The organism is Sporosarcina sp. FSL K6-1540, from assembly GCF_038620285.1.
Classification (GTDB): domain Bacteria; phylum Bacillota; class Bacilli; order Bacillales_A; family Planococcaceae; genus Sporosarcina; species Sporosarcina psychrophila.
Window position 1 is genome coordinate 1,070,627 of sequence record NZ_CP152018.1, and the last position, 17,561, is coordinate 1,088,187.

The 17,561-nt window shown below is 42.4% G+C and carries 11 protein-coding genes and 1 riboswitch; of the genes, 2 read left to right on the forward strand and 9 right to left on the reverse strand.

The genetic code is table 11. From position 1 onward, the window contains the following. Window positions 1-11: 11 nt before the first annotated feature. The 4 genes from MKY15_RS04690 to MKY15_RS04705 form a co-directional block, all read right to left on the reverse strand. Window positions 12-1,616 (reverse strand): gamma-glutamyltransferase family protein, encoded by a 1,605-nt coding sequence (locus tag MKY15_RS04690; RefSeq protein WP_342539164.1) that lies wholly within the window; start codon window positions 1,614-1,616, stop codon window positions 12-14. Window positions 1,617-2,688: 1,072 nt separating this feature from the next. Beyond that, window positions 2,689-3,393, reverse strand: a complete 705-nt coding sequence (locus MKY15_RS04695) for a nuclease-related domain-containing protein (protein WP_342539165.1) — start codon at window positions 3,391-3,393, stop codon at window positions 2,689-2,691. An 870-nt stretch (window positions 3,394-4,263) separates the two neighbouring features. After that, window positions 4,264-5,424: a polysaccharide deacetylase family protein gene (locus tag MKY15_RS04700; RefSeq protein WP_342539166.1), complete on the reverse strand. Its 1,161-nt coding sequence runs from the start codon at window positions 5,422-5,424 to the stop codon at window positions 4,264-4,266. Between the two features lie 98 nt (window positions 5,425-5,522). After that, window positions 5,523-6,140 (reverse strand): exonuclease domain-containing protein, encoded by a 618-nt coding sequence (locus MKY15_RS04705; RefSeq protein ID WP_338654988.1) that lies wholly within the window; start codon window positions 6,138-6,140, stop codon window positions 5,523-5,525. A gap of 239 nt (window positions 6,141-6,379) precedes the next feature. Next, window positions 6,380-6,478: riboswitch (guanidine-I (ykkC/yxkD leader) on the forward strand. A gap of 75 nt (window positions 6,479-6,553) precedes the next feature. Between MKY15_RS04705 and MKY15_RS04710 the strand changes: the two genes are divergently transcribed. Both MKY15_RS04710 and MKY15_RS04715 read left to right on the forward strand, forming a co-directional pair. Beyond that, window positions 6,554-6,895, forward strand: coding sequence for a multidrug efflux SMR transporter (locus MKY15_RS04710; protein ID WP_342539167.1), 342 nt, complete (start codon window positions 6,554-6,556; stop codon window positions 6,893-6,895). Next, a complete protein-coding gene (locus tag MKY15_RS04715; RefSeq protein WP_067213040.1) occupies window positions 6,895-7,209 on the forward strand; it encodes a multidrug efflux SMR transporter in 315 nt (104 codons plus the stop codon). Before MKY15_RS04710 ends, MKY15_RS04715 begins: the two co-directional genes overlap by 1 nt. Window positions 7,210-7,360: 151 nt before the next feature. Here MKY15_RS04715 and MKY15_RS04720 read toward each other — a convergent pair whose 3' ends face one another. From MKY15_RS04720 to MKY15_RS04740, 5 genes are all read right to left on the reverse strand, one after another. Further along, window positions 7,361-12,931, reverse strand: a complete 5,571-nt coding sequence (locus tag MKY15_RS04720; RefSeq protein ID WP_342539168.1) for a S8 family serine peptidase — start codon at window positions 12,929-12,931, stop codon at window positions 7,361-7,363. A 526-nt stretch (window positions 12,932-13,457) separates the two neighbouring features. Further along, window positions 13,458-13,928 (reverse strand): general stress protein, encoded by a 471-nt coding sequence (locus MKY15_RS04725; protein WP_067213042.1) that lies wholly within the window; start codon window positions 13,926-13,928, stop codon window positions 13,458-13,460. Between the two features lie 165 nt (window positions 13,929-14,093). Then, window positions 14,094-15,392, reverse strand: a complete 1,299-nt coding sequence (locus tag MKY15_RS04730) for an efflux RND transporter periplasmic adaptor subunit (RefSeq protein ID WP_340766937.1) — start codon at window positions 15,390-15,392, stop codon at window positions 14,094-14,096. Beyond that, entirely contained in the window at window positions 15,385-16,080 is a 696-nt protein-coding gene (locus tag MKY15_RS04735) for a hypothetical protein (RefSeq protein WP_338654979.1), read from the reverse strand. The genes MKY15_RS04730 and MKY15_RS04735 overlap by 8 nt, the downstream gene beginning before the upstream one ends. Before the next feature lie 970 nt (window positions 16,081-17,050). Further along, complete coding sequence (locus MKY15_RS04740; RefSeq protein ID WP_067213053.1) at window positions 17,051-17,506, reverse strand: transcriptional regulator; 456 nt, start codon at window positions 17,504-17,506, stop codon at window positions 17,051-17,053. Window positions 17,507-17,561: the final 55 nt, after the last annotated feature.

Sequence of the window (17,561 nt, forward strand, 5' to 3'; positions counted from 1 at the left end):
GATGAAATATTTTACCAGACGGCGATTGCTCCGTCGGTTCGGGATTCGGTGCCGCCTGATAGGACGCCGGTTTTAGGATTTCGCCAGATGATTTGGCCACGACCAAATGAGCCTGAGTCGAGGGTTGGCTGGATTTGGTGACCAAGTCTTGTCAGTGCTTGGGCGAGATGGTTCGGGAAGCCCGGTTCGACGTGGACTAGATTGTCTTTTATCCACTGCCAGCGCGGTGCGTCGAGGGCTGCTTGTGGATTTAATTTGTAATCGATTGTATTGATGGCTACTTGGAAATGGCCTTGCGGTTGCATGTATCCACCCATGACACCAAATGGTCCGATGGCTTGTCCGTTTTTTGTGAGGAAACCTGGGATGATGGTGTGAAATGTTCGTTTGCCCGGTTTTAGTGCATTTGGGTGATTCGGATTTAGCGAGAAGTCGGCGCCACGGTTTTGGAGTGCGATTCCTGTGCCGGGAATGACGATACCGGAGCCAAAGCCCATGTAATTCGACTGGATGAAGGATACCATGTTGCCTTCCCTATCTGCCGTTGCAAGGTAAACTGTGCCGCCTTTTGGTAGTTCATACGGTTCTGGACATGTTGCGGTTGCTGTGATTTTGGCGGCGCGTTGTTGTGCATACGAATTTGATAGAAGGTGTTCGGGTTTGATTGGCATATCAGTTGGTTCGGTAATGAATGCTTGGCCGTCTGTGAATGCGAGCTTCATAGCTTCGATTTGTTCGTGAAGCGATTGCGTGTCGTGCGGCACTGGGCTGTTCATTTCCGTGAGGATGTTGAGTGCCATGAGTGCGATCATGCCTTGGCCATTTGGCGGAATTTCGTGAACGTCGTAGCCGCGGTAGTTTGTAGAGACGGGTTCTACCCATTCTGGCTGGTAGTTTGCCAGATCAGATTTTGTGAGAAAGCCACCGTGTTGTTGCATGAAGGTGTCGATTTTGTCGGCTAGTTCCCCCGTGTAGAAGGATTCTCCATTTGACTCCCCAATGGATTGTAGTGTGGCGGCGTGATCTGGTGATTTCCAAAGTTCACCGATTTCTGGTGCTCTACCGTCGGGCGCGAATGTGGTGAACCATGCATCGAATTCTTCTGTTGTAAATGAAGTGCTGTATTTTTTGTAGGCAGCGTTCCAGTATTTGCCGAGAATCGGTGTGAGCGGATAGCCTTCTTCGGCATAGCGGATGGCTGGTTCGAGTGATTCTTTCAATGGTAGATTGCCAAATTTGCGCGCGAGTTCCGCCCATGCTGCGGGTACGCCTGGAACGGTGATTGGCGTCAAGCCGTAGACTGGCATTTTGTCGTGGCCTTGCGCTTTTACGGCGTCGATTGTGAGAGATTGCGGTGCCGGGCCGGAAGCGTTGAGGCCGTGCAATTTATTGTTGACCCAAACGAGTGCTAATGCGTCGCCGCCGATACCGTTTGATGTTGGTTCGACGACGGTAAGTGCAGCCGCGGTCGCGATTGCCGCATCGATTGCGTTGCCTCCCCTACGCATAATTTCAATGCCAGCTTGTGCAGCGAGTGGCTGTGAGGTTGCGACCATGCCGTTTTTCGCGAAGGCGGTATGGCGTATGGATGGATTTGGGTTGTAAAGGTAGTCCATTGGTGGTTCCCCCTTTGATGTTGGATAGTTCTGTGAGTTTATTATACTGGAGATGGAGGTGTTTAGGGAGGCGAAGTTTTTTTAGGGGGATGTGGATGTGGGGAAATGATTGGTTGATTGGGAGATATGATCGGTTGACTTGGGATATGCTCGGTTGCTTGGGAGATTTGATTGCTTGGTTTGGGATATGCTCGGTTGCTTGGGAGATATGATTGCTTGGTTTGGGATATGCTCGGTTGCTTGGGAGATATGATCGCTTGGCTTGGGATATGCTCGGTTGCTTGGGAGATTTGATCGCTTGGCTTGGGATATGCTCGGTTGGATGGGAGATTTGATTGCTTGGTTTGGGATATGCTCGGTTGGATGGGAGATTTGATTGCTTGGTTTGGGATATGCTCGGTTGGATGGGAGATTTGATTGCTTGAATTGGGATATGCTCGGTTGTAGGGGAGATATGATCGCTTGGCTTGGGATATGATTAGTTACGTACAAGATATGATCGCTAGCCTTGGGATATGCTCGGTTGGATGGGAGATTTGATTGCTTGGATTGGGATATGCTCGGTTGTATGGGAGATATGATCGCTTGGCTTGGGATATGATTAGTTACGTACAAGATATGATCGCTAGCCTTGGGATATGCTCAGTTGTATTCGGAATATGATCGCTTGGCCGGGGATATGCTTGGATGCATGCGGGATATGATTGGTTTGGTGCTAGTTTTGATTGAATACTATTTTAAAGGCTGTTTTCATTGGACGGATTACTAGTTTTATTCGTAGAAAAGCGCTTCAAAGTTCATGAAGCGCCGACTCATGCTTATTTGTATTTTCATTCATGATATAAAAACTACCTTTCCCCTTTCCTTCGTGTGATAGTCCGGATCGGGCAAGGAATCTCGTTGTTACTTGTCTGTCATTTAGCAACATGAAACTCCTGAATTCCCTGTTGGTTATTCGGTTGCCCATGAGACATCTCCAATCTGCAAGCGCCGCAATATGATATTCAGGTCCAGTATGATTACACGTCGGACATGCCCATTTTCTAGGCTTCCACTTCATTCCTCTAGTGTTTCATGCCGGACAAATGACTCCGGGTAAAATATCAATTGGGGATATATTCATCAATTTGGCTAATGGGAAAGGATCATATTCTTGATGGTTATTTCTTAATTCGAATGCCAATTTCCGTATGGTATCTTTGCTTATGATTTCTTTATCGACGGATAAGGAATACAAATAAGTCGGAGTTTCATTGGTGAATGTGATTTTAGTTTCGGGAACGTTTTCGAAGATTAACTCATTGGTGAATGCGAAAGTAACAAGTCCGCTAATCGGGATATCGATCTTCCTTTGCTTGAGCCATTCATTGAGAAATAATTGCTTGCGATTGAGCTCAGCGATGGGGTTGCTCAACACTTTTCGTTCACCTGTCGGGGATTCTTGGATGAACTGTGTGGGGTTTGATTTCACGATAATTTTCCCAGCAATGTTTTTCACTTCGATAATAAGAATGAAAGCTGGCGTAATAAGTACCGAATCCATCTGAAAATAAACGCCGTTCTGTTTCAAGCAGACGTCGTGCAAGATAGCATGTGGATAATGGGGTTTGAATTCTAATAGATGCTTGTCAAAGTGTTGCTCCCCACCATAGCCTGCTTTTCGAATTCGAAAGTCCTCTCTGACTCTTAGCATTTCGGCATGTGACGGCTGTAATCGGGGCATTAATGCACTTAATCCAATTAGTATTTTCGGCATTGATCTTTGTTTATAAATCAATTTTTTATCACCTCTTAAAAATGATATCAGAATTTTCAGTGTTTTTATATACTTTTCGCCAAAGCCGAATTATGTATTTGTTAAACAGTGGCATGATTGATATTTGATAGGGTTTTTGGGTATATATTTGAGATTTGAGCACTTGCTCTTTTTGGTGGGCGGTGTATTGATTTACCGTTGGCTGGTCGGGTGCTGGATATGATTGGTTGGGCTTAGGATATGCTCGGTTCTGTGGGGTTTATGATTGGTTGCTCAGGGTTATGCTCGGTTCAATTGGAGATATGATCGGTAGCATAGGTATATGCTTGGTTGAACAGGTTATATGATTGGTTCAACATCCTATATGATCGGTTTCCCGCTTTGGCGGGTGGTATGATTTTAGATCTATGCATTTGACTTAAATCTGCTTTTGGCCGTGGCCAAAAGCTTCCTTTCTAATTATTTTTGGATTGCTCGCGCCGAGATATGCTCGGTTCTGCGGGAGATATGATCGTTTGCCCGAGGATATGCTCGGTTGAATGGGAGATATGATCACTTGCCCGAGGATATGATCGCTTGCCTGGCGATATGCTTGGTTATGCAAGAGATATGATCGCTTGCCTTGGGATATGCTCGGTTACGCGAGAGATATGATCGATTGCATGAGGATATGCTCGGTTACGCGAGAGATATGATCGATTGCCTGAGGATATGCTCGGTTACGCGAGAGATATGATCGATTGCATGAGGATATGCTCGGTTGCGTGCGAGATATGATCGTTTGCCTAAGGATATGCTCGGTTCTGCGAGAGATATGATCGATTACCTGGAGATATGCTCGCTCCCCGTTTTCCCACACACAAAAACCGCCTGCAAGAGGCGGTTTTTTGGTTATAATGTGGTGTCGCTTAAGAAGTTTTGGATGATGTGGTGCTCGGGTTCGTATGTTTTGATGGTATAGCCTTCTTTTTGTAGCCATTCGATGATTTCTGGTAGGGCTTTTGCTGTTTGACTGCGGTCGTGTAGCAGGACGATGATGTTACGGTCGCCGGATTTATTGGCTTTATCGACACCGTCACGGACGTTTTTAACGATTTTATCAGCTTCTTTGTCGGTGTATTTCCAGTCATTGGAGTCGACGTCCCAGTCCCACATTTTGTAGTTGTATTGGTTGAGCTCTTTTTTCATGGCCGGTGTGACGTGCGGTTTACTGCCGTATGGAACACGGAGTAGTTTAGCATCGATGCCGATCATTTTGTTGATTAGTTTGGTTCCTTCGGTCATTTCATCGATGAATGATTTGGTGGATTTATATACTTTGTCTTTGTCGTGTGTCATGCTGTGCGTGCCGATGTAGTTACCATCGCCAGCCACTGTTTTAACGATGTCCTCGTTTTTTTTCATGTGTTTTCCTAGGAAGAAGAATGTACCGTGGACGTTATATTTTTTCAGTGTTGCGTTGTTGATTGTTGTGAATTTATTGGGGCCGTCATCAAAGGTCAAGTAGATTGTTGTTTCGGATTTCGCTCCAGGCTTTTCTGGCTTAACTGGTGGTTTGGCCGGCTGTTTTTTATCCAACAATTGTTTAACATGTTTTTCGTAATCTGCATGGCTCATATGCTCGTAGTCATCACGATAAATACGCAACGTTTTCATTTTTTGGATGTATTCTACTTTGAATCCCGTCACTTTTGCGATGTATTTTGCGCTAATGTAGAGTGTGCCGTTGACGTCGACGATTGGAGTCCAACTGAGTTCCACACCGTCTTTCGATGTCAATTTTGTTGAAGCATCATAGCTGATAACGGTGCCTCTTTTTCGAAGATAAGTGATGCCTTCTTCTTTTTCTACTGGGATGTAGAGTACTTTTGTGATTTCGCTAAGTGGGATCTTCATATCGTTATCGATGACCTGGACGTCTTTAAAGTCCAATAATCGATCATGAAGTCCTATGTAATGTGTCGGCTTTTTCACCTCTGCCTCGCCTACAATTGTGCCGTAAACTAAACTTATAACTAATGCTGTACAGATGGCCCACACATTTTTCCTCACTTTAATTTCCCCCTTTCCATTCATTTAATTTCCTGTTCTTACCTTAACAAAAATCCGCCGCCAGTTAGAGCCGACTTAGTAGATTATGCGAGTTTATTTTAAAAATGCTTTTTCACGCAATATTGATAAATGGCTGCTGTTGCCACACAATCGCCGATGGCATCATGGGCATCGTGTTCGACCTGTAGAAATTCTGTCAATGTGGTTAGTTTATGGTTGGGGGCTTCGGTGATTTTTTTTCTAGCTAGTTTGACGGTATCGATGACGATATACTCGGGAATGCTTATGCCATCGATGTTGTCGAGTGCATAAAGGAAACCCATATCAAACGATGCATTGTGAGCAATGATTGGTAAATCTCCGATGAATTCGAGTAGTTCTTCAATTTTTTGATTGATACTCGGTGCCAATTCAACTGTTTCGTTTGAAATGCCTGTAAGTCGTGTAACTGTCTCTGGGATATGACGGAAGGGGTTGATGAACGTATTAAACATGTCTTTCACTTCATGATTTACATACCTAATGGCACCAATTTGAATGATTTTATCAGCGCCAGCACGCAAACCCGTCGTTTCAAAATCGAGTACGATATAATCATCCACTAATTGGGAGGATGATTTATATTTCTTATCTTTTGCGGCTCTTCTTGCTCCCCAATTTTGTTGCTTCGGTTTCCTTTCAAGTAATTCGATCGCTTCTGTATTCCAGCTTGTCATGGGTGCACTTCCTTTTTTTCGGTTATTGTCCTTTGTTTAGTAGTAATTCTCCTTATACTATTTAATACCCTTTTTTATAGCGCTTAATCTTCAAATAAAATGGATAAAAAAAGCAGCCTACTTTGGACCATTAAGGACACGTGATTGTACACGAGGTAAATTAAAATCATGTCTTGTTTATAATGTTGTACATTTGACTACGATTTAAAAGTGTGTATAATACAAGGTAATTACATACTTTGAATGTTTTCTAGGGTTCCGCAACTGTCAATGTTGGTCTGGTCCGAGAGAAAACTCACAGCTATGCTGTGTCACGGAAGGATAAAAGCCTGGGAGGAACTGTTTTTTAACAGTTATCTCTTGGGCTTTTTTTGTTTTTGATGGACACGAATATAAACGGAGGTGTTAGTTAAATGAATACAGATTGGGTTAAAGTAATAATCGCTGCTTTTTTCGAAGTTTTTTGGGTTATTGGATTAAAACATGCAAATGACTTTTGGACTTGGACTGGAACAGTTATTGCTATTATCGTTAGTTTTTATTTAATGATTATGGCTGGAAAAAAACTACCTGTTGGAACTGTCTATGCGGTTTTTGTTGGACTAGGTACAGCCGGAACAGTTTTTTCCGACATCATATTTTTTGATGAACCATTTAAAATAGCAAAAGTGCTTTTAATTTTGGTTTTATTAGGTGGAGTCGTTGGTTTGAAATTAGTGACTCAAGATAGCGATAAAGAAGGAGCTGAATCTTAATGGCGTGGGTTTCTTTGATTGTTGCAGGTTTATTTGAAATGTTTGGTGTTGTAATGATAAGTAAATTGCATAAAGACCGTAATTGGCAATCGGTGCTATTTCTAACTCTCGCGTTTGGAGCAAGCTTTGTGTTTCTTGCTTATTCAATGAAAACACTTCCTATGGGTACGGCTTATGCAATTTGGACAGGAATTGGTGCGTCTGGTGGAGCAATTTTAGGTATGCTTTTATATGGTGAATCAAAAGATTGGAGAAGACTTATTTTTATAGGCATGGTCTTAGGTGCTGCAATAGGTCTAAAACTCGTCTCATGATAGAGTTTTTAGATTGTAATAGGAAGAAGTTAATTTGTTTTTTATTAAGTGAAATAAAAGCTGAACTAAAAAAATCTTTAGTCCAGCTTTTATTTTTAATCTATCTACCTAATGGGGAAGCATATCAAACTCAATGTGCTCCTTTTTTAAATTAATAGCTGATAGCGACAAAGTTACCTGCGCGGTTCGCTGTGGAAGTATTGATCACAACGAAACTACCTGGACCAGTCGCTGTGAATTCAAGTACTCCATTGTTGTATTTCGCTTTTATTGTGTTAGTTGAATGTAGATCTCGTACCGCTATTTTGTTGTTCTTGATCACTTTAGACGTGTCTATCGGGAGAACGATTTCGATTTTTTCATTGAATTGATTCAACGCAAATCGATTATCGCCAGTACCGCCCTCAAGATTAACGATAAAGTTTTCTGAAATTGCATCTGCTATAGAAGATGCATTTGCTTCGCTTAACGTGATTGTAGCATCACCGCCTGCTTGTTGCATAAGTTTCTCGACTGCTTTTTTCGAGAAGAAGAATGACGTTTCGCCTCTAGTGACGACTAAGCCTTTCTTAGCATTAACGATTGTATTTAGGATTGTTGAGTTGAATTCGATTGCAATTTCCTCTCCATTTTCAGGTAGTGCAATGAAGATTTCTTTTGCCTGTTTATCGTTCACATAAGCTGCAATTTCTGCTTCAGAAACACTATATTTCTGAGCTCCTGGTGACTGAGGTACCTCAGGCGCTTCCGGTACTTCTGGTACTGAAACCATATCGACTTTGACGAAAATGGTTGCAACGTCACTGCCGTAAGAAGCTGTGATTGTTGTTTCACCAGCGCCGACTGCAATGATTTGGCCTTGCTGAACATCGATGACCGTTGAATCGAACCCGCTATATGCAGCAATTTCTGTCACGTCTGTCGATGTCGCCTCACCATTTTTCGTTTCAATCGATTGAACTGAAATGCGAGAAGATTCCCCGACTACCAATTCAAGTGCTGCTGGGTTTGTGATCAATTCTGTTGTGATTATTACGTCTTGTTCGACAATCGCTGTGACTGTCGTTGTGAAGTTCGGGTGTGCAACTGTAATGACCGTTTCTCCTGGTCCGACTGCTGTGACTAACCCTTTACTTAATGTGACGACTTTAGAGTTCGCAGATTTAAATTTAGAATCTGCTGTCACGTTTTTCTCATTGACAGAGCCGTCAGCTTTTGTTGTTTTTTCTATTACAGTTAATTGTTCAGTTGCGCCTGCTTTAAGTGCGACGCTGTTTTTATCGACTGAATAGGTTAGTACGTCTTTTTCAACAATCGCCGTGACAGTCGTCGTGAAGTTCGGGTGTGAAATTGAGATGGCCGTTTCGCCTGGTCCGACTGCTGTGACTAACCCTTTACTTAATGTGACGACTTTAGAATTCGCAGATTTAAATTTAGAATCTGCTGTCACGTTTTTCTTTGTGACAGAGCCGTCAGCTTTTGTTGTTTTTTCTATTACTGTTAAATGTTCAGTTGCGCCTGCTTTAAGTGCGACGCTGTTTTTATCGACTGAATAGGTGATTACGTCGCCTTTCACGTTCAGGTAGACAAGGATTGGATCCTGATCTGGGATTGTGACAAGTACTTGTGTTTGACCTCCTGTAATCGCTGTGACTAGACCTTTTTGAACTTTTGCAATTTTATTGTTGACGACTTTGAATGAAGTTGTTGCTGTGACGTCTTTTTTGCTCGTTTGTCCTTTCGGAGTCAGCGTTGTTTCTGTCACTTTCAACTGTAATTGGTCGCCGACATTCATTTTCACATTTGTTTTATTCACTTTGTACGTAATGATATCCTGAGGAAGTTTCACTACCTCAACGTAAACGTAGATGGCTTCCTCGTTTGGAATCATAACACGGACTTGTGTTTGGCCTTCTGCAAGTGCTGTTACGAGTCCTTTTTTGACTGTAGCAACTTTATTGTTGACTGCGTTGTAGCTGCCATTTCCTGTGACGTCTTTTTCAGTGACTGTGCCATCCGCTTTTGTCGTCGTTTGGGTGACGTAAAATTGTTCTGATTGGCCAACACCGATTGTTAGGTTCTTTTTACTAACTGAATAAGTAACCTGATCTTGCGGTGCTGCTGTCACTTCAAGGTAAACGTACATATCTTCTTGTCCTGGAACCATGACGCGTGCTTGCGTTTTACCTGCCGCAAGTGCTGTGATGAGACCTTTCTCAAATTTTGCAATATCGCTGTTGACGACATCATAATTCACTGTTCCTGTTACGTCTTTTTCAACGACTGAACCATCAGCCTTTGTCGTTTTTTGTGTGACGAAGAGTTGTTCTTGTTGACCAACGCCTATTGTAAGATTCGTTTTGCTTACAGAATACGTAACTTGGTCTTGACCATCTTTCGCTGCCACTTCGACTGCGATTGTTGCTGTGAATTCTTTGTAGCTTACTGTGATTGCTGTTTTACCTGCGGCGACTGCTGTTACTGCACCATTTTTAACTGTTACAATTTTTTCATCAGCAGACACGAATGTTGCTTCTGCTGTGACATTTTTGTCTTCTTTTGTTCCGTCCGCTTTTGTTGTTGTTTCAGTTACTGTTAGGTTTTCTGTACCGCCTACTTGCAGTGCTAGTTCTTCTTTATCCACAGAATACTTGACGCCTGTTCCATCATCGACTAGTACTTTTTCTGCGGCATTGCCTGCAGCGTCAACATATTTCACTTTGACACTGTTATCTTTTGTTAACGTACCAACGTCGATTGTAAATGATCCGTCTTGTGCTAATTTAACAGGACCGGACGATTTCACCGTGTCGTTTTCCATCACTTCGTAACTTGCTTTGAGTTTCGTATTTACGTCATAGCCTAAATCATAGTTTACAAGTTCAGCTTGGTAGTCAATATACTTGTCAATGATTTTACCTGTTGCAGCTGTACCTTTAAGTGCTCCTTCAATTGTACCGGCTTCAGATTTCACGACGACCGGACCAACGTAGCCACTAAGAATTGCTGGTTCGCCTGAAACTATTTGTCCAGTGAAGTCAATTGTGTAGAGTCCATCAGGAATTGTTGTTTGAGCTGCACCTTCAGTCCAAGGTTTGTAATTTCCTGCCACGTTGAGCGTGTAAGAACCGGCTGCGAGCGAAGTACCTGCATGTAAGTAGCCGATATAGCCGTCTCCATATTCTCCGCCTTCAGGATCCATGATATCCCATAGTTCGATGTAATTTGTTGTGACATCGCCTGTCAGTTTAAATGACAGAACAGCCGAGTCTTTTATACCGTCATTGTTGAATGAAAGATCTGTTTCCGTGATTGCGAAGTTTTCAAATGCAGATGCCGGTGCTCCGCCAAACTCCGCTGCGAATGGTAATGAAACTTCAGTGCCTTCACCGTTAATGTGAATATAGCCCAGAATTTCGGAACCTGGTGGTGCGTTTGCTTTTTTCGAAGCCGTTAATGTAACTGTTAACAATTGCTCACCATTCAATGTGAATGCTGATTTGTCGACGGTCACTTTTGCATCTTCGAATGATTTCGTAACATCGACGGTTACATTATAATTTCCTCCGTTACCTTTCATATCTTTTACAAGAATGTCTTTTGTAACGGAAATGTTTTTTTCTTTGATTGATTGAGGACCGAAAGTGACTGTCCCTTTAATATTGTCGACAATTTCACCGCTTGTATCCAACACTGCCTCATCCATTGCATATGCAAGGATAGTCGGATGTGCTGCTGCATAAGCTTGCACACGTCCTGCACCTTGAGACATGACATCGTATTTGGTCGTATCTAAAATTTTTGCACTGTTGGATAGCGCGACTTTCACGTCAAAAGCACTCCAACCTGGATTTGCTTGCTTAACAAGTGCTGCAATTCCTGCAATATGCGGTGTTGCCATTGATGTACCTGTTTTACGTGTGAAAGCTTCTTCATAACTTGCAGCTGGAAAATCTGCTTTGTACATTGGAATTGTTGACATGATATTCGTTCCAGGCGCACTAACGTCTGGTTTGATATCAAAGTTTGGAGTCGACGGTCCACGTGAACTGGAATCGTTGACATTGTCTCCAATTGTCATTGTTTTATTGAAATTACTGAACGTTACAGTTCCTTGACCGCCTTTAAGAGCTGCACGAATTGCATCTCCGTCTGTTTGTGACAAATCATAAGCTGGGATGAATTCAAATGCATCTCCTAAGAATGTTCCAGAAGCGTTCGGTGCATTTGAACCGCCTGCAAAGTTATGGATAAGAATTGCAATTGCGCCTGCTTCTTTTGCGACGGCAATTTTGTCGACGAATGCGATATCTCCTCGTGAGACAAGTGCTACTTTCCCGTTAGCGTCGAGTCCGTTATAGTCAGCTTTAGTACCCATTCCAGGCACTGCTAGGACTTCATATTCACCCGACAATTGTGTTGTTAAATCTGCTCCAAATGTAGTTCCCATTAAGTTGATGGTTTTAGATAATTGGTAGTCTCCGACTGTTACATGTACGTTGCTGTCAAAATTCGCTTCAGGATTCGTTGTGTTGCCAACTGCAATTCCAAGACGTGCTGTCGACGGTGTACCCATCGTTCCACGTTTCGGACCCGAGTTTCCTGTTGCGATTACGGAAATCGTTCCGGCCATCATCGCATTATTGATGGCAAATGAACCTCCGTCAGTTTCAGAATTTGCTCCCCCACCAAGGGAAAGATTGATAACATCCATCTTTTGTTTAACTGACTCTTCAATTGCCGCGATGATTCCCGAAGTAGATCCGCTACCGTAAGCTCCCAGAACGCGGTATGCGTAAAGATCTACTTTCGGTGCAATCCCTTTAACTCCGTACGGATTCGCCCCGATTGCAGCAATTGTTCCTGCCACGTGCGTACCATGTGATGTATAGAAAGCGCTTCCAGTTGCGCTAAATTCAGGCGTTCCTGCTGGTCGTTCAACAGGTGACGTTTCCGATGCATCATTATCTGCACGGGTTCTTGTATAAGTAGCAGAATTTGGAATGAAGTTCTTTCCGCCTTTATAAATACCAGCAAAGTCAGGGTGATCTTTATCAATTCCTGTATCAAGTACAGCGACTTTAATCCCTTGTCCTTCAATTCCTTCAGCCCAAAGCCTTTCAATTCCTAGGAATGAAATGCTGGTGTTCATATTTGCATCTACCGTTCCAGATGAAACTGGAGCTTCAAATGCATGCACTTCAGTATCCGGTTCAATTAATGTAACACCTTTAATAGCCAGTAACTTTTCAAGATCTCCTGCTTGTACAGTCGCAGAAAAACCATTTAGTACAGTATCGTACGCGAATTTCTCAGTAAAATTAATGTTCTTCACTTGCATCTCTTTTTTCATAGCTGTCTGTTGCGTTTTCACTTTCTTTTTCACTGCCGTTGCTTCTGCAGAAGTGAATGTTTTCCCCGCTAACTCTTTAATCCCCTGTTCAAGTGCAACTGGCTTTTCGGATAAATGAACAATAACTGCGACTTGTCCATTTCCAGTTAACCCTTGTAAGTCTTTGTGTAACTTGGAACCACCATCCAACAGATTTAATTGTTCGGCGATAGCTGCTTTCTGTTGCATAATACTTTCGCTGTGATTATTCGGCTTGAATGGTTTTGCCTTTTCTGCATTTGCCGATGCTGTGAATGGCGTTAGTAGTGAAAGCACCATTGCAAGAGCTAAAAATGCACTGAAAAATTTAGTAAAATTATTCCTCTTCAAATCCCATCTCCCCTTTACCCATTTATTCGCACTTAACAAAATAGTGCGACATAAAGAATCTATCATAATAAAAATAGATTTAATATGATACAAAACGTGTATTTCGGGGAAAATCATGCGTAATTGAAAAAATCGTTCAAAGGGACTTCGTAAGAATCAAAGAATAGTAGTCCATACGATTTATGGATAATAGTGGAAACAATTCAATGGTCCTAGCACTCTAATTTCTGCTTTTCTGAAACGACGGGCGACAGATCATAAAATTTTCAATGAAAATCAATAAATTTAACGCACTACAAAGTGGGAAAACGATCATATATCACGACCAACCGACTATATAACTTGTAAACCGATCATATCTTTTGCAAGAACAATCATATATCTACACGACCAATCATAATCGCTGCATGACCAATCATATCTCCTTGCCAACCAATCATATGTACAACTTCCCCCTGTCAGCCTCCGAACCACAAACAGACAGCCACCCAACTAAAATTGGGTGGCTGTCTGCATTTATATGACATTAGACGATTGGGGGAAATCGATCATTCGGTCTTGAATAGTCACCATCAAGAAGGACCAGGATTTTTCCTTCATTGAAGTAATCGTTGTAGCGGTTCGCTTCTTCTTCAGGGATACCCATGCCGATAAGTGCTCCGGCTAGTCCGCCAACTCCCGCTCCGGCAGCTGCGCCAGTAATGCCTGCTACAATTGGGCCAGCTGCGATGATTGGGCCAATTCCTGGTATTGCGAGTGCACCGATTCCCGCGAGCACGCCGCCAAGTCCTCCTAGAATTCCGCCAGTTGCTGCCCCTGTGGCTGCACCATCTGCTGCATATGTTCCTGTTTCTTCTGCAATAACATCCGCATTTGCTGTATGTTTACTCATAACAGATATGTCATCTGACACATATCCTTGTCTTTTTAAATCTTCAATTGCCGCGATTGCTTCAGTTTCTGTATCATAATAGCCAACTACATGTCGTGTTACCATCTCATAACGCCTCCTAGTATTTTTCAATAAGCTATTTGGCTAGCTAGTATTGAAAATACCCTTTCTAGTTCTTCTAAAACCTTTCAATTGCTACATTCCTATTACAGTTTCGTAACGAAAGAATAGTAGAGCATCAAAAAACCCCGAAGATTCGGGGTTCTGATGTCATCTTATAAGTATATATTTCACGTAATTTTTCCACCCGAATGCTCTCCATTGTTTTTTTGAAGGCAACTCTGTAGGCAATGACATGAATACCGTAGGTGAATATCCATACGTAGCAAGTTCAGGTTCATAAACAACTACATCTCCAAGATTGAGACCTTGCGACACGACCGCCCGAGTTTCCCATGTGAACGGTGTCGCAATGGCCACTTGTTTAGCACGACCTTCATTATCAATTATCCATGCATACGCCGTTTCTTTGTACAAGTCATGAAGCCACTTTTCTTTCACTGAAGTGACATCCAGCGCTTCATTGACAATAACGATTGCATTGACATTTGTTCCAAATGGCACCGATTGATCAGTAGCATCCGTCAAAATTCGTACTTCATAATAAGCAAGTGGATTCTTCACTTTGGTTTCGTCGAGTTCTTTGTAGGCTTGGAGCCATTCGTTGTCGATTGCAGGTGCCTCGGAAACAGAAAGAACCGTTCCTTCTACTGCATTTTCGATGCTATCCCCTTGGATTAAGACCTGATCACCATTTCGAATTTTTTGCCACTCGTCATTTTTTGCATATGTGACAATCACTTTTTGTGAGCTGAAAATATCAACTGACAGCGTGGAACCGGTACGCGTTACTTTAGAAACTATACCGTCAACAGGGCTAATTAGAGCAGGTCTCCCTGGATTTTGTGATAATTGCGCCTCAACAACTGTTTGCTGGCGTTCAATTTCTGCAAGATCCTGTTCAGCCGCTGCGATTGCCTGTGCAAATGATCCGTCCTGCTTCACATCTACCTGGACATCAACATTCAGTCCTACTTCCACTTTTTTGTCGGTTGTATTTTCCGACACGTTATCTTTACGATTCACATTCGAAGAACTATCCGATTGAGCTTCCTCCCGCTCAGACTCAAGACCTGATATCATGCTTCGAACAGATGATGTCTGTTGTTGAAGAGCCTCGCGTTCGGCTTCCCATACAGCGCGCTGTCCTTCTGCACGTTCTGTTTGTAGAATAGCAATTTCTTCCCCCACTGTAACGGGATCGCCTTCTTTAACTAGCCACGAATCTACCGTATCGTCATTACCGACGTATACTGTATAGGTTTCTTCGGGAGCAACAAAGCCTTCTTTAGCGAGCTCTTCTCTGTGATCACTGCTTGTCATACGTTCATAGCGTTCGACATATACTGATTTGGTGATGACGCTTTTATCGGAAAATAGCAGATAAAAATTCACTGCTAGAAATGCACTGATTGCGACAGCAATAGCAATATTCGTCACTTTATTCACTACCAACACCCCCTTCTACAAAGGAATGGAACAAGCTTTCTAGTGGAATAAATCCAATAGCCGCAACTATAAGGGCCATTGCTACGTGGATTCCTATAAGTATCCAGATAAACCCTTTGCGTTCGGTATGACCCGTATACGCACCGATAAACCGTGATTGAAGTGCAATGATAAGTGCAGTTGTCACTGTCAATTGATTGAGGAATAGAATGATATACCAGGAATCGAGAAATGTTAGCGCAAGTGGACCAAATGATAGGAATGAAACACTTGTTGTTGCTCCCTTCATCGTAAAGACAAGAAGCAAAACTGCTTTCTCGAGTAATAGAATACCCGTCACAAGTAGTTGTAAAGGTAATAACTTTTTAAACGGAATTGCCGTCAATCGACTTAATATGTATGCAAAACCAAAGAAATGAAACGCCATATACATAAGGGCCCACATGAGTGCACCAAGTACTGATACATATCGTGCAATTGTATAGTCTGTTGTGGTCATTGTGGAAAGGAGTGCTGTGATTGACTCTGTATTCATTCCCCATATATCACGAACGGCGAATAAAAGAACACCGAAAAAAGCTATGAATAACACACGTTTTTTGAAGCCGCGCATTGAAGAATTTTCAAGTTGGTTTGCCAGCTGATGTGGATTCGTCAAGAAATGCCAAAACTTAAAGTCAAAAAACATTACGGTAATCCCTTTCTGCTCACTATTGCTGAATTTGATGAAGTTACCTTAACAAAGAAGAATAAACTACAATTCCTCCCCGTCGACCTAAGCCCACGGCGGATAGTACAAATTTTAAAACGAGATAATCTCTCAAAAGCTTAGGGTCGACAAGCATAAGATGAAGATGCATCGTGACGGATTTTGCCACAGAGTAGCTTTGACTTATGACCCGAACTCCTAAGCACGGATACTGGACGTGCTCAAGCGCAATCCAAAATCCAAGCGAATTTACGCCGAGACGTAATTGATCTACTATGATTACTTTAGCAAAAATTGAGAGATTTGCAATGTTTGGATGCTAGTAAGCAATGTTTTTTTACTATTATCCTTCTTTAATGGGTTGCAGAAACATATAAAACATGTTTAAGAAGCGCACTTTTTGTCCATTCTTCTAAGAAAAGTGGAAGCGCCTGGTAGACGTGACGGGCATAAGTCGATCCAGCGACGTAGCGCTCTTTGCTACATAGCTGGATTGCTTATGACCCGAGCGGCTGGCGCCTGGAGTCTAGACAATAAGAAAAGTGGAAGGCGCCTGGTAGACGCGACAAGCGCTGAGGGTCTGAAGATAAAGGCGCAATTTGCCTTTAACTTCAGGACTGAAGCGACTCGAGGGGCTAGGCGCTGGAGCTAGAGCTAGAGCTAGACACTATTCTAAGTCAAAAAATTATACTTTCTACTAAAACTGAATGATTTATTGGGGAATAAATACCGGCTTATTTCCCGGGAAATCGACAAAGGGGCGGATAGCTATGAATAAAGAGGGAATTTCTGCATTCACATGGCAAGACATTCTTTTTGGTTTGACAGGTTCCACCATTTTCATTGTGGCTCTTTACTTCATTACAGGTTGAACTATATAAGGTGCCAGGGCAATAAAAAAACACCTACCGTTAACCGCTAACGACAGGTGTTTGTTAAGTTTCACTTTTCAATTTTGCTGCAGTCCTTCCGTCAGTTCATTGAACATTTGTATGTTGTCTGTTTCGAGTGCATAATCAATCATGCGCAACCTGTTATCGGCTTCCAGTTGTTCAATGATACCCACCGCTTCTAATGTTACGACTTCTAGCGTCTCTACTTCCATTTCCAGCCCCATCGTTCCTTCAAGAATAGTGGTCAAATGGATATGAAGATCTGAAATAAGGAGCAATTGGTAGAGCGGTAATCGAATAAAACGGTTCCCTCGTTGGAAAACGAATACTTCTCCGAGGTTTTCGACTTGCAAACTCTTGGTATTAATGACAATTTCTTTTCCCTCTGACGGGATGAATTGAAATACGTCCCCCCCTTTAAGAATGGAAAAGTATTGATAAGCAAACACTAGTCTGAGTTGAAAATCTTCTTGACTCGTGTAAAATGGTGTCATTCGTTGAACTGATAGCATCTTTCTCCCCTCCAATATAGAATATTCTGATTGTTATTAGTTTATCACAACTGTG